This is a genomic window from Sphingomonas bacterium, assembly GCF_028292945.1.
Classification (GTDB): Bacteria; Pseudomonadota; Alphaproteobacteria; order Sphingomonadales; family Sphingomonadaceae; genus Sphingomonas.
In genome coordinates this window covers 20631-33824 of record NZ_JAQGLJ010000028.1, presented here as the reverse complement: position 1 = coordinate 33824, position 13194 = coordinate 20631, and the positions used below count along the sequence as shown (strand labels likewise).

Genomic DNA, 13194 nt, shown 5'->3' with positions numbered 1-13194 from the left:
GGGCGATTGAGGTAATCCTCCGACGAGTGCGAGGTCACCGTCGCCATCGTCTCGCTCATGCCCCAGCCATTGCCCGGCCGCGCGCCGAATTCCTCGTGGATCTTCTTGACCAGCTCGGGTGCGGACGGCGCGGCGTGGCCGAAGGACGTGATCGGCGCGACGGGCGTGCTGACGGCGATGTGGCTTGCGTCGGCTTGGCTGTTCCAGCGGGCGCCTTGACAGGAGAGGCACCTGACATGCTCATCGTAATCGGCACCGTGCGGCTCCCGCCGACCAGTCTTGAAGACGCACGCGCCATCATGTCGAAGATGGTCATTGCGTCGCGTGCCGAGGAAGGCTGCCTCGACTACAACTTTGCCGAAGATTTGCTCGATCCAGGCCTAATTCGAGTCAGCGAGCAGTGGAGCGGCCAGTCGGCGCTCGATCGTCACCTTCGTTCCGATCACCTGAAGTCCTGGCGGAGCAATTGGGCAGCATTGGGGATCATCGATCGGCAGCTGACTGTATATAGCGCGACCGGCGGTACACCAACCTGACTGTACCTCGTCAGGCCCCAACCCGATCAGCAAACAATGCCCCCAATTCCCGCTTCAGAATCTTCCCGTTCGCATTCCTCGGCAGCGTCTCGCCCACGAACCGGATCGCGACCGGCGTCTTGAACACCGCCAGCCGCTCGCGGACCCAGGCTTGCAGCTCCGCCTCGCTCGCCTCCTCCCCCGGCGCCAGGTGCACCACCGCCGCCGGCTCCTCGCCCAGCGTGCGGTGTGGCAGGCCGATCAGCGCGCAATCGGTGACGGCGGGGTGCGCGTAGAGGCAGTTCTCCACCTCGGTCGAATAGATGTTCTCGCCGCCGCGGATGATCATGTCCTTGGCGCGGTCGACGACATAGAGGAACCCCTCTTCGTCCAGCCGCGCCAGATCGCCCGTGCGCACCCAGCCATCGACGAAGGTCTCCGCCGTCGCCTCCGGCTTGTTCCAATAGCCCTTCACGATCATCGGCCCGCGCGCCCACAGCTCGCCGACCTCACCCGTGGGCAGCACGGTGACACCATCATCGGCCCTGATCTCCAGGTCGGCGACCGCGACCGGCGGCCCCGCGCTGGTTGGGCGATTGAGGTAATCCTCCGACGAGTGCGAGGTCACCGTCGCCATCGTCTCGGTCATGCCCCAGCCATTGCCTGGCAGCGCGCCGAACTCCTCGTGGATCTTCTTGACCAGCTCGGGTGCGGACGGCGCGCCGCCATAGGCGATCGCCTCGATCGAGCTCAGGTCGTATTTGTGGCGATCGGGGTGTTCGATCAGCTGCCACGCGATCGTCGGCACGCCGCCGGTCATGTTGACCTTCTCGCGCTCGATCAGCTCCATCGCGCGGATCGGGTCCCACTTGCGCATGTAGACGATGGTCCCACCGCCCGCGACATTGGCCATCAGCCCCGCCGAACAGGCAGTGACATGGAACAGCGGGATGACGGTCAGCGATGTCTTTGGCGTCGGGTCGGGGATCGGCTCGCCGCGCCGCAGGAAGCCGCGCGCCCCGCCGAAGCCAGTGGACATGATGTTGGTCATCAGGTTGCGATGCGTGCCCAGCGCGCCCTTCGGCGCCCCGGTCGTGCCGCTGGTGTAGAAGATCGTCGCGTCGTCATCCGGCGCGATCTCGGCCGCGGGCAGCTCGGCCTCGGCCAGCTCGGCCCAGCCATGGGGCGTGCCGATCAGCTCCTCCAGCCGCGTTGCGCCCTCGAGCGGTTGCGTCGCGCGGGACACGATCACCTGCTCCAATGCGGGCAGCTTCGCGTACACCGCCGCCAGCCGGGCATGCCGCTCGTCGTCGACGATCAGCAGCTTCGCGCCCGAGTCGCTCAGGCCATATTCCAGCTCCGCGCCCGTCCACCAGGCGTTCAACGGCACGCAGATCGCGCCGATCGACGTCGCGGCGAAGAAGCATACCGGCCATTCCGGCAGGTTGCGCATGGCCAGTGCCACGCGATCGCCCTTGCCCACGCCCATCCCCGCCAGCCGGTTCGCCAGCGTCGCGATCGCGCGCCAGTTCGCTTCGAACGTCACGCGCTCGTCCTCGTAGATCGAGAACACCCGCTCGCCATGCATCCGGCTCGCCTGCGCCAGCCAGCGCAGCGACGGCGGCGCGCCCTTCCACACCCGCGTCGGCACGCCGCGAATGTCGATTGTCTCCATCTCGAACTTCGTACCGGGCGCGGTCAGCGCGGCGGTGGCGTCGGCGAGCGACATGGCGGGCCATGAGGCGGGAAGCTCGATAATCGGTTGGCTGGCCACGGCATCCTCTTGATCTGAAGATCGGGTTTTCCCGACTGGTCGCAAGGTTAGAGTTGATTCGTGTCGCGCTCAAGGCAATAGGACGCCTAATTAGAATTGGAGGTATGGTGAGCGCCGACGCTGCTAGACTGGGTTTCGAACCTGCCCGCCTCCAGCGCATCGACACGTTCGTGCGCGAGCGCTACCTCGACACCGGCTTGCTCCCGCACGTGCAGCTGCTCGTCGCGCGCGACGGCGAGATCGCGCATTTCTCCAGCCAGGGTGCGGCGCGAGAAGGCGGCGCGGCGATCGACGACCGCTCGCTGTTCCGCATCGCCTCGATGACCAAGCCGATCACCTCCGTCGCGTTCATGCAGCTGGTCGAGGACGGGCTGGTCGCGGTCGACACACCCGTGCACCACGTCCTGCCGGAGCTGAAAGGCGTCGGCGTCTATAACGGTGGCGGCGCCGGCGTGGCGTTCGTGACCAAGCCCACCACCGAGCCGATGCGGATGCTCGACCTGCTCCGCCACACCTCCGGCCTCACCTATGGCTTCCAGAACCGCTCCAACATCGACGCCGCCTATCGCAAGGACAAGCTGGGCGAGTGGCATGGCGGCGACGACCTCAACGGCTTCATCGCCAAGCTGGGCAAGCTCCCGCTCGAGTTCTCGCCCGGCGAGGCGTGGAACTACTCCGTCTCCACCGACGTGCTCGGCGCGGTGATCGAGCGCGTCTCCGGCCAGACGCTCGACGTCTATTTCCGCGACCGCATCTTCGCACCGCTCGGCATGGACGATACGTTCTTCGAAGTGCCCGCCGACAAGGTCGATCGACTGACCGACTGCTACGCCTTCCACGCCGCCAGGCAGACCCGCGTCATGTACGATCGGGGGGCCGAGTCGAGCTGGTCGCGCAGGCCCAATCTCCTGTCCGGCGGCGGCGGCCTGGTCTCCACCGCGCTCGACTATCACCGCTTCTGTCAGATGTGTGCGAACGGTGGCACGTTCGAAGGCGCGCGGGTGATCGGGCGCAAGACGCTCGACCTGATGCGCCTGAACCACCTCCCTGGCGGCGCTGACCTGTCGAGCATGTCCAAGTCGCTGTTCAGCGAGACGCAGAACGCCGGCACCGGCTTCGGCCTCGGCTTCGCAGTGGTCGGGGATGTCGCCAGGACGATGATGCCCGGCAGCGCCGGCGAATATTATTGGGGCGGGATGTTCTCGACCGCCTTCTTCATCGACCCCGTCGAGCGGCTGCACATGGTGTTCATGACGCAGCTGATGCCGTCGTCGCAATACCCCATCCGCCGGGAGCTCAAGACGATGATCTACGCGGCTTTGACGTAACTCACGCCCGTTCGTCCCGAGCGCAGTCGAGGGACAGTGTGTCTCGACTGCGCTCGACACGAACGGATGTTCTAATTCTCTCCTTTGGAGCTGAGACCATGACCACCTCCCCTATCCGCACCGAACGTCATGACGACATCCTCGTCATCATCTCCAACAACCCGCCCGTGAACGCGCTCGGCGCGGCCGTCCGCATCGGCCTCGACGCCGCGATCAAGGAAGGCGCCGGCGACGATGCGATCAAGGCGATGGTGATCCGCTGCGACGGGCGCACCTTCTTCGCGGGTGCCGACATCACCGAATTCGGCAAGCCGATGACCGGTCCAGGTCTTGGCGAGGTGATCGACGCGATCGAGGCCAGCGAAAAGCCCGTCGTCGCCGCGATCCACGGCACCGCGCTGGGCGGTGGCTGCGAGGTGACGCTGGGCTGCCATTATCGTGTCGCGGTGCCGTCGGCGAAGATCGGCACGCCCGAGGTCAAGCTCGGCCTGCTGCCCGGCGCGGGTGGCACGCAGCGCATCCCGCGCATCGCGGGCGTGAAGCTCGCACTTCAGATGACGGCGGTCGGCGATCCGATCAGCGCCAAGGCGGCGCATGCGGCCGGCCTGATCGACCGCATCGTCGGCGAGGACAGCCTGGAGGCAGACGCGATCGCCTTCGCCCGCGAGATCGCGGACAAGCGCCCCCTGCCCCGCGCCCGCGAAGGCAGCGTGCAGGCCGACGAGGCTGCGGTCGCCGAGTTCAAGCAAGCTAACGCGCGCAAGTTCCGCGGCTTCGACGCCCCCGCCGCCAACATCGCCTGCGTCGAAAAGGCGGCATCGGGCGCGAGCTTCGAAGAGGGCATCGCCTTCGAACGCCAGGAGTTCATGAAGCTGATGGGCGGCACGCAATCCGCCGCGCAGCGCCACCTGTTCTTCGCCGAACGTCAGGCCGCCAAGGTCGACGACATCCCCGCCGGCACGCAGCTGCGCCCGATCAAGAAAGTCGGCGTGATCGGCGCCGGCACGATGGGCGGCGGCATCTCGATGAACTTCCTCCAGGCCGGCATCCCCGTCACGATCGTCGAGACCGCGCAGGAGGCACTCGACCGTGGCACCGGCGTGATCCGCCGCAATTACGAGAATTCGGCCAAGAAGGGCCGCTACACGACCGAGAAGGTCGAGGGGATGATGGGCCTGCTCACCCCGACGCTGAACCTCGAAGATCTTGCCGATTGCGACCTCATCATCGAGGCGATCTACGAGAATATGGACGTCAAGAAGGAGCTGTTCGGCAAGCTCGACAAGATTGCCAAGCCCGGCGCGATCCTCGCGTCGAACACCTCCTATCTCAACATCGACGAGATGGCCGCCGTCACCAGCCGTCCGGGCGACGTGATCGGCATGCACTTCTTCTCGCCTGCCAACGTCATGAAGCTGCTGGAGGTCGTGCGCGGTGCCAAGACCAGCCCCGACGTCCTGGCGACGGTGATGGCGCTCGCCAAGCCGATCGGCAAGGTCGCGGTGGTGTCGGGCGTGTGCCCGGGCTTCATCGGCAACCGCATGCTCTCGCAGCGCCAGGGGCCGGCCAACAAGATGCTGATGCAGGGCGCGCGTCCCGAACAGATCGACAAGGCGATCGTCGACTTCGGGATGCCGATGGGGCCGTTCCAGATGAGCGACCTCGCCGGCGTCGACATCGGCTGGCACCGGGACCCCACGCGTATCGAAAGCATTCGCGACGCGCTCGCCGCGAAGGGGCGCTGGGGTCAGAAGACAAGCAAAGGCTTCTACGATTACGACGAGAAGCGCACCCCCTCGCCTTCGCCCGAGGTGGCGGAGATCATCGAGGACTTTCGCTCGAAGTCCAACCTGCCAAAGCAGGACTTCTCCGACGAGGACGTGATCGCCGCGACGCTGTATCCGATGGTCAACGAGGGCGCGAAGATCCTTGACGAGGGCATGGCGCAGCGCGCGTCCGACATCGATGTGGTGTGGATCTACGGCTACGGCTGGCCGATCTATCGCGGCGGGCCGATGTTCTGGGCGAACACCGTCGGTCTCGACAAGGTCGTCGCCGGGCTCGAGAAGAACGGGGTGGAGGTCGCGCCGCTGCTGAAGCGCAAGGCCGAGGCGGGCGAGAAGTTTTGATGAGGGCCGTTCGTGTCGAGCGCAGTCGAGACACAGGATCGTGCGTCCGTGTCCCTCGACTGCGCTCGGGACGAACGGCGGTTGGGTACAATCCTCCCGTTCGTGTCGAGCGAAGTCGAGACACCTCACAGGTGGCCCGTAATGTCTGAACGCTCCGCCCTCGCCACCGCCGCCGCCATCCGCGCCGGCGAGACCACCGCGCTCGCCGAAACCGACGCCGCCATCGCCCGCATCGAAGCGCGCAACTCCGCGATCAACGCGGTCGTCGTGCGCGACTTCGACCGTGCCCGCGCCACCGCGCGCGCTTTCGACCAGAGCGGCGACAAGACTCTGCCCTTCGCCGGTGTGCCGATGACCGTGAAGGAGAGCTTCGACGTCGCTGGCCTGCCCACCACATTCGGCTTCGAGGAACATCGCGACTACCAACCCGCGCAGGATGCGGCAGCCGTGCAGCGCCTCAAGGCCGCCGGTGCGATCATTCTCGGCAAGACCAACGTCCCCGTCAGCCTCGCCGACCTGCAATCGGTCAATCCGGTTTACGGCCGGACCAACCACCCGCTCGATGCGGCACTGACCTGCGGCGGATCGTCCGGCGGCTCGGCCGCGGCGCTGGCGAGCGGCATGGTGCCGCTGGAAATCGGCTCCGACATCGGCGGTTCGATCCGCGTGCCCGCGCATTTCTGCGGCGTGTGGGGCCACAAATCGACCTACGGCACGCTCTCGATCGAGGGCCAGATGCTGCCCGGCACCGATGGCGCGCCGATCGCCATGTCGGTGACCGGCCCGATGGCGCGCGACGGTGCAGACCTCGCCGCCGCACTCGACGTGCTGAGCGACATCCCCCTGCCCCGCGCACGTCACCGCGCTCCCGGCGACCTGCGGCTGCTGACCATCACCAGCCACCCGCTCGCCCCTGTCGACCCGGCCATCGCCACCGCCGTCGCGCAGGTCGGCGAGGCGTTCGCCCGCGCCGGTGCCACCGTCGATACGCACAGCGCGCTGCTCCCCGATCAGACCGCACAGTTCGCCAACTACATGCGCCTGCTCGCCGTCACGCTCGCACGCGGCGCGCCCGCCGAGGACGGCAGCGTCGCCTCCCTGCCCGACTGGCTCGCCATGCTCGACGATCAGGCCCGCACCGCTCGCGCCTGGGCGCGATTGTTCGAACGCTATGACGCGGTGATCGCACCAGTGCTCGGCACCACCGCGTATCCGCACAGCGACGCGACCATCCGCAACCGGCGCCTGACCATCGACGGTGCGGAGACCGAGTTCGGCTATCAGTTCGCCTTTCCCGGCCTCGCCACCTACCCGATGCTGCCCGCCACCGCCGTGCCGATCACGACCAGCGATCGTGGTCTGCCGATCGGTGTCCAGATCATCACCGCCAGCCATCGCGATCATGACGCCATCGCGATCGCCCGCCAGGCCTGGGAGCTTACCCGATGACTGAGACAGCCTCCGACGCCGTCCCAGAGCTGGAGCGGCTCCGCTTCAAGCTTAACTTCTTCAAGCTCAACACCGCCGATATCGAGCGTGCCACCAGCTTCTACCGCCAGACCTTCGGGCTGGAGGAGCGCACCCGCGTCGACCTGCCGACGCTCAGCGAGGTGATGCTGGCGATGCCCGGCGAGCAGTTCACGCTCGTGCTGCTGTCGTACAAGGACGATCGCAGCTACGAGGTCGGGACGTCCACCGGCCCGGTCGGCTTCCTGACCCGCGACGTGGACGGCGCAGTCGCACGGGTGCTGGCGCATGGCGGCACGTTGCTGCACGCCACCGCCGAGCTGAAGGGCATGCGCTTCGCGTTCGTCGCCGACCCGGACGGCAACGCCATCGAACTGATACAATTCGTGCGGGACGCCCCAGCCGCTGGGCAGGCCGCGTGAGGAGACCATGATGACCGATCTTGATACTTTCCGCACCGAGACCCGCGCTTGGCTGGCGGCGAACTGCCCGCCCGAGATGCGTGAGCCCGTGCGCTCCGACGCCGACGTCTGCTGGGGCGGCCGCGGCTACGATCACGCCGCCAACCCACCGCAGGCGCGATGGCTCAAGGTCATGGGCGAACGCGGCTGGACCGTGCCCGACTGGCCGACCGCCTATGGCGGCGGTGGCCTCAGCGCCGCCGAAACCAAGGTGCTGCGCGAGGAACTCGCCGCGATCCGCGCGCGCAATCCGCTCAACAGCTTCGGTATCTCGATGCTCGGGCCCGCGCTGCTGAAATATGGCACCGAGGAACAGAAGCTCGACTACCTTCCCAAGATCGCGCGCGGCGAGATTCGCTGGTGCCAGGGCTATTCCGAGCCGAACGCGGGCTCCGACCTCGCCGGACTGCAAGCCTCGGCCGTCCCCGATGGCGATGATTATATCGTCAACGGGCAAAAGGTGTGGACCAGCTATGCCGACAAGGCCGACTGGATCTTCTGCCTCGTCCGCACGTCCAGGGAAAGCAAGCAGGGCGGCATCAGCTTCATCCTGTTCGACATGGCCTCGCCAGGCGTTTCGACCAAGCCGATCCTGCTTATCAGCGGCTATTCGCCCTTTTGCGAAACCTTCATGGACGACGTTCGCGTCCCCAAGAGCCAGCGCATCCACGACGAGAACAAGGGCTGGGACGTCGCCAAATACCTGCTCGGGCATGAGCGCGAGATGATCTCCGGCATGGGCCTCGGCGGCACGGGCGGCAATCCGCTGATCGAGGGCGCGATCGCGACGATCGGCCTCGACCACGATGGGCGTCTCGCCGACCCGCTGCTGCGCGGCCAGATCGCCGCCTTCGAGGTCCGCGCCAAGGCGTTCCGCTCGATGTCGGAGAAGTTCATCGACGATCTGAAGGCGGGCAAGGCGCATCCCGCGCAGCCCAGCATGATGAAATATGTCGGCACGGAGCTGAACAAGGACCGCCACGAGCTGCTGATGGCGGCGGGGGGCTCAGACGCGCTGGAATGGGAGAGCGACCGCTCCAACGGCGGCAGCGCCCCACGCGCCTGGCTGCGCACCAAGGCGAACTCGATCGAAGGCGGCACCAGCGAGGTCCAGCTCAACATCATCGCCAAGCGCATCCTGGAATTGCCGGCGTCCTGAGCCCTCTCCCGCAAACGGGAGAGAAGAAAGAAAGAAGACCAATGCCTCTCTACCTCAACGACGAACAACAGATGCTCCGCGACACGGCGCGCGACTTCATCGCCGACGCAGCACCCGTGTCGCACATGCGAGCCCTGCGCGATGCGAACGACCCCACCGGCTTTTCGCGCGACCTGTGGAAGCAGTTCGCGGAGATGGGTTTCACCGGTATCCTGGTCGGCGAGGATCATGGCGGCCTGGGGCTCGGCCATGTCGAGGCGGGCGTGGTGCTGGAGGAGATCGGCCGCAACCTGTCGCCCTCCCCGTTCCTCGCCACCGCGGTCGCCGCCGTCGAGGCGCTGAAGGGCACGGGCGCGGCGGAACGCTGGCTCCCCGCCATCGTCGCAGGCGACACCATCGCCGCGCTGGCGCTCGACGAGGGCGCCAAGCACCGTGACAGCGTCGGGTTGAAGGCGGAGCGCTCCGGCAACGGCTTCAGGCTGTCGGGCGAGAAGCGCTTCGTCACGCACGGCCACGTCGCCGACCTGCTGATCGTCAGCGCCCGCACCGCCGGGGCGCCCGGCGACGAGGACGGCGTCACGCTGTTCGCCGTTCCCAAGGACGCGGGGTTCGCTGCGGAACCCGAACGCCTCGCAGACGCCAGCATCGCCGCGCGTGTGACCTTCGACGGTATCCAGGTCGACGCGGACGCGGTGATCGGCGAAGTCGACGCCGGGCGCGACCCACTCAACCGCCTGCTCCGCGCCGGTCGCGCGGGCGCGTCCGCCGAGCTGCTGGGCGTTGGCGGGGGTGCCATGCACATGACGCTGGGATACCTCAAGGAACGCAAGCAGTTCGGCACCGTCATCGGCAGCTACCAGGCGCTCCAGCACCGCGCCGCGCACCTGTACTCCGAGATGGAGGTCGCCCGCGCCGCCGTGCTCAAGGCACAGCAGTTGCTCGACTCCGGTTCGGAGCATGCCGACGAGGCAGTTTCCGTTGCGAAGGCGTTCGCCGCCACCGCCACCACGCTCAGCGTGCAGGAAGGTGTGCAGATGCACGGCGGCATCGGCATGACCGACGAGTACGACATCGGCTTCTACATGAAGCGCGCGCGCGTCTTGGCCGAACTGTTCGGCGACGCGAACTATCACGCCGACAAGCTCGCGCGCGCGGCCGGTTACTGATGTCGGAAGCTGAAACAGCAGAGTGGACCCCACCGCCGCCCGAAGAGCTCGCGGCCAACCTGGTCCGCCTGCTCGACGTGGAGGAGATCGACACCGACCTTTATCGCGGCGCGCGCATGCCCGGCGGCAAGGGTCGCGTGTTCGGCGGACAGGTGATCGCGCAGGCGCTGCAGGCCGCGCAACGCTCGACGGAGGGCAAGGACGCGCATTCGCTCCACTGCTATTTCATGCGAGCGGGCGACGAGCAGTTCCCGATCGTGTTCCGGGTGGTTCGCGATTTCGAGGGCAAGAGCTTTGCCAACCGTCGCGTGATCGCCTTGCAGCGCGGACAGCCGATCCTCAACATGATCGCCTCGTTCCAGACCCCTGAAGAGGGCCTGAATCATCAGGACACGATGCCCGACGTGCCGGGGCCGGAGACGCTCAAGACCGAAACCGAGCTGCGCCGCGAGGCGGTGAACGACATCCCCGAGAAGTTTCGTACCTTCTTCCTGCGCCGAACTAGCCCGATCGACATCCGCCCGCTCTACCCGCGCAGCTGGTTCACACCGGTCAAGCGCGAGCCGGTCAACCGCAGCTGGTTCCGTGTCGTCGCGCCGATCGGCGACGACCCGGCGCTGCACCGCGCGGTGCTCGCCTATGCGTCCGACATGGCGCTGATGGCGACATCGATGATGCCGCACGGGGTCAACTGGACGACACCCGGCATGCAGAGCGCCAGCCTGGATCACGCGCTGTGGCTACATGGCCCCGTTCGCGCCGACGAATGGATGCTGTACGCGACAGACAGCCCGTGGGCCGGCCACGGGCGCGGCATGAACCGGGGCAGCATCTTCAGCCAGGACGGGCGCCTGATCGCCAGCGTCGCGCAGGAAGGCCTGATCAGGCTGCGCGCGCCTTAAACTGCATCAGCCGCGGATTTACCGATATTTTGTCGAATAGCGGTACGAAAGCTTCGCCACCTGAAGAGTTTCCGCCATGATCCGCTTGCTTTACATCAGCACCGCCCGTCAGCCGCTCACGCCCGAACAGCTCGCCGATGTCCTGCGCGTGTCGCGCCGCAACAATGCGCGGGTGGGCGTCACCGGCCTGTTGATCCTCGGCGGCCGCCGATTCCTGCAGGCGCTGGAAGGTCCTGAGGAGGCGGTCATGACAACCTACAACCGCATCACCGCCGACACGCGCCATTTTGCCGTCGTGCTGCTCGCGCGCGAGCAGATCGAGACGCGGCAGTTCGCGGCGTGGGCGATGGGCGCCCAGGCGGGCGGCCGCGCCGGTGAAGGCGGCACAATCTCGCAGGCGGTCGACACGTTGATCACGCCGATCACCGATCCGTCGTTGCGCGGCTATTTCACCGGCTTCGCGGAGCGCCAGGCGGCGGCTTGATCCTTTGCTCCAGCAGCTAAAGGTCGTCGCGCGCCACGTTTAGCTGATCTGCATTCACATTCGTCCAGGATGGATCACACTCTAGACAGCGGTGCGGCCATATTCCTGTTTCGTCACCGGGTGCGACGAGGACAGCCCGCCGTCGACCGCGATCGCCTGCCCGTTGACGTAGCTGGCGTCGTCGGATGCCAGGAACAATGCCACCTTCGCCAGCTCGTCTGGCTGGGCGCCGCGCCGCAGCGGATTGAGACGACCGACCCGATCCATCTTACCCGCCTCGCGCGCATAGTCGAAGGTGGGCTTTGTCATGCCCGTTTCCGTGAGGCCGGGGCAGATCGCGTTGACCCGCACGTTCGACCCCGACAGTTGCTGTGCCGCCGTCTTGGCCAGGTTGATGACCCCCGCCTTGGAGGCCGAATACGCCGGTGACCCCGCACCCGAACGGATGCCGGCGACGCTGGCGGTCAGCACGATCGCCCCCCCCTTTCCGTTCTTGGCCGCCTGCTCGGCAATGCGTGGCGCGGCATGCTTGATCGCCAGGAACGGTCCGATCAGATTGACGCGCAGCACCTCCGCGATCAGCTCGACCGGCGTGTCGAAGATGTTCGCCACCCCGCCCGAGATCCCGGCATTGGCGAACATCACGTCCAGCCCGCCGAACCGCTCGACCGCCAGCGCGACCGCACGCTCGACGTCAGCCTCCAGCCCAGCGTCCATCTGCAACGCCTCCGCGATCCCGCCGAAGTCGCGGATGGCGGCGACGGTCGCCTCGGCCCCATCGGTCTTGTCGGCGCAGAGCACCTGCCCGCCCTCGCCGGCGAACTGGATCGCCGCGGCGCGGCCGATGCCCGAGCCGGCACCGGTGACGATGATGGACCTGCCTTCGAACCGCATTCAAATCTCCGTCCGTGTCGAGCGAAGTCGAGACACCTTGCCGGGCGATGCCCTGCTGCCCATCCCTCGACTTCGCTCGGGACGAACGGTGAGGAATCAGATCGTCACGCCTCCGTCGATCACCATCGTCTGGCCGGTCATGAATGTCGACGCACGGCTGGCCAGGAACACGACCGCGCCGGCGATCTCGTCAGCCTCGCCGATCCGGCGCAGCGGCACGCGATTGTTCGACTCCTCGATGCGCTTGGGATCCTCCCACAAAGCCTTGGCGAAGTCGGTCTTGATCAGGCCGGGCGCGATGCAGTTCACCCGGACGTTGTGCGGGCCATATTCCACCGCCAGGTTGCGGGCGAGCTGCATGTCGGCCGCCTTGGAGATGCAGTAGGCCCCGATGATCGGCGAGCCGCGCAGCCCGCCGATCGACGACACGATCACGATCGAGCCGTCCTTGCGCTCACGCATCGCGGGCGCGACCATCGAGATCAGCCAGTGGTTGGAAATGATGTTGTTGTCGAGGATCTTGCGGAACTGCTCGTCCGCGATCCCCTCCTGCGGGCCGTAATAGGGGTTCGACGCGGCGTTGCAGACCAGGCAGTCGATCTGCCCAAACGCGCGCACGCTCTCGTCCACCAGATGCTGCAGCCCCGCCTTGTCCGAGATATTGGCCGCCACGGCGATGGCCCTGCCCTCACCAAAGCGCGCGTTGATCTCCGCCGCCACCTCGTCGCAAGCATCCTGCTTGCGGCTGGAGATGACGACCCGCGCGCCCTGCTCGGCACAGGCGAAGGCCGACGCCTTGCCGATGCCACGCGACGATCCCGTGATGACGACGGTGCGTCCGGTAAGATCGAACTGGCTCATTCTACTGCCCTCCCGCTTGGGGAGGGGCCGGGGCGGGCCTGATGCCTACCCCGA

12 protein-coding genes are annotated in these 13194 nt (G+C 66.9%); 9 read left to right on the top strand and 3 right to left on the bottom strand.

The annotated features are described in order from the left end of the window. Positions 1 to 236 precede the first annotated feature (236 nt). Positions 237 to 536, top strand: coding sequence for a putative quinol monooxygenase (locus JWN21_RS03750; RefSeq protein WP_299646374.1), 300 nt, complete (start codon positions 237 to 239; stop codon positions 534 to 536). A 10-nt stretch (positions 537 to 546) separates the two neighbouring features. On the opposite strand, the gene JWN21_RS03745 is transcribed toward JWN21_RS03750, so the two are convergent. Continuing rightward, entirely contained in the window at positions 547 to 2244 is a 1698-nt protein-coding gene (locus JWN21_RS03745; protein WP_299646378.1) for a class I adenylate-forming enzyme family protein, read from the bottom strand. 149 nt (positions 2245 to 2393) lie between these two features. Here JWN21_RS03745 and JWN21_RS03740 point away from each other — a divergent pair, with 149 nt between their 5' ends. The 8 genes from JWN21_RS03740 to JWN21_RS03705 all read left to right on the top strand — a co-directional run bounded on the left by JWN21_RS03740 (position 2394) and on the right by JWN21_RS03705 (position 11385). Then, a complete protein-coding gene (locus JWN21_RS03740) occupies positions 2394 to 3617 on the top strand; it encodes a serine hydrolase (RefSeq protein WP_299646372.1) in 1224 nt (407 codons plus the stop codon). A gap of 98 nt (positions 3618 to 3715) precedes the next feature. Next, positions 3716 to 5746, top strand: a complete 2031-nt coding sequence (locus tag JWN21_RS03735; protein WP_299646370.1) for a 3-hydroxyacyl-CoA dehydrogenase NAD-binding domain-containing protein — start codon at positions 3716 to 3718, stop codon at positions 5744 to 5746. A gap of 141 nt (positions 5747 to 5887) precedes the next feature. Then, complete coding sequence (locus JWN21_RS03730) at positions 5888 to 7195, top strand: amidase family protein (RefSeq protein ID WP_299646368.1); 1308 nt, start codon at positions 5888 to 5890, stop codon at positions 7193 to 7195. Then, positions 7192 to 7635 (top strand): VOC family protein, encoded by a 444-nt coding sequence (locus JWN21_RS03725; RefSeq protein WP_299646366.1) that lies wholly within the window; start codon positions 7192 to 7194, stop codon positions 7633 to 7635. The genes JWN21_RS03730 and JWN21_RS03725 overlap by 4 nt, the downstream gene beginning before the upstream one ends. Positions 7636 to 7642: 7 nt before the next feature. Then, the gene (locus JWN21_RS03720) at positions 7643 to 8833 is read left to right on the top strand and encodes an acyl-CoA dehydrogenase family protein (RefSeq protein ID WP_299646364.1); all 1191 of its coding nucleotides are present in this window, start codon (positions 7643 to 7645) and stop codon (positions 8831 to 8833) included. Positions 8834 to 8874: 41 nt separating this feature from the next. After that, positions 8875 to 9999, top strand: coding sequence for an acyl-CoA dehydrogenase family protein (locus JWN21_RS03715; RefSeq protein WP_299646362.1), 1125 nt, complete (start codon positions 8875 to 8877; stop codon positions 9997 to 9999). After that, positions 9999 to 10901, top strand: a complete 903-nt coding sequence (locus tag JWN21_RS03710; protein WP_299646360.1) for an acyl-CoA thioesterase II — start codon at positions 9999 to 10001, stop codon at positions 10899 to 10901. Before JWN21_RS03715 ends, JWN21_RS03710 begins: the two co-directional genes overlap by 1 nt. A gap of 76 nt (positions 10902 to 10977) precedes the next feature. Continuing rightward, positions 10978 to 11385: a BLUF domain-containing protein gene (locus JWN21_RS03705; RefSeq protein WP_299646358.1), complete on the top strand. Its 408-nt coding sequence runs from the start codon at positions 10978 to 10980 to the stop codon at positions 11383 to 11385. Positions 11386 to 11466: 81 nt separating this feature from the next. Here the strand turns inward: JWN21_RS03705 and JWN21_RS03700 are convergent, their stop codons facing one another. Then, positions 11467 to 12279 (bottom strand): SDR family NAD(P)-dependent oxidoreductase, encoded by an 813-nt coding sequence (locus JWN21_RS03700; protein WP_299646356.1) that lies wholly within the window; start codon positions 12277 to 12279, stop codon positions 11467 to 11469. A 96-nt stretch (positions 12280 to 12375) separates the two neighbouring features. Continuing rightward, positions 12376 to 13140: an SDR family NAD(P)-dependent oxidoreductase gene (locus JWN21_RS03695; RefSeq protein ID WP_299646354.1), complete on the bottom strand. Its 765-nt coding sequence runs from the start codon at positions 13138 to 13140 to the stop codon at positions 12376 to 12378. Positions 13141 to 13194: the final 54 nt, after the last annotated feature.

Coding starts and splice junctions, on each gene's coding strand:
- JWN21_RS03735 (WP_299646370.1), top strand. CDS start 3,716: ATGACCACCTCCCCTATCCGCACCGAACGTCATGACGACATCCTCGTC.
- JWN21_RS03740 (WP_299646372.1), top strand. CDS start 2,394: ATGGTGAGCGCCGACGCTGCTAGACTGGGTTTCGAACCTGCCCGCCTC.
- JWN21_RS03745 (WP_299646378.1), bottom strand. CDS start 2,244: ATGTCGCTCGCCGACGCCACCGCCGCGCTGACCGCGCCCGGTACGAAG.
- JWN21_RS03705 (WP_299646358.1), top strand. CDS start 10,978: ATGATCCGCTTGCTTTACATCAGCACCGCCCGTCAGCCGCTCACGCCC.
- JWN21_RS03715 (WP_299646362.1), top strand. CDS start 8,875: ATGCCTCTCTACCTCAACGACGAACAACAGATGCTCCGCGACACGGCG.
- JWN21_RS03710 (WP_299646360.1), top strand. CDS start 9,999: ATGTCGGAAGCTGAAACAGCAGAGTGGACCCCACCGCCGCCCGAAGAG.
- JWN21_RS03700 (WP_299646356.1), bottom strand. CDS start 12,279: ATGCGGTTCGAAGGCAGGTCCATCATCGTCACCGGTGCCGGCTCGGGC.
- JWN21_RS03720 (WP_299646364.1), top strand. CDS start 7,643: ATGATGACCGATCTTGATACTTTCCGCACCGAGACCCGCGCTTGGCTG.
- JWN21_RS03725 (WP_299646366.1), top strand. CDS start 7,192: ATGACTGAGACAGCCTCCGACGCCGTCCCAGAGCTGGAGCGGCTCCGC.
- JWN21_RS03695 (WP_299646354.1), bottom strand. CDS start 13,140: ATGAGCCAGTTCGATCTTACCGGACGCACCGTCGTCATCACGGGATCG.
- JWN21_RS03730 (WP_299646368.1), top strand. CDS start 5,888: ATGTCTGAACGCTCCGCCCTCGCCACCGCCGCCGCCATCCGCGCCGGC.
- JWN21_RS03750 (WP_299646374.1), top strand. CDS start 237: ATGCTCATCGTAATCGGCACCGTGCGGCTCCCGCCGACCAGTCTTGAA.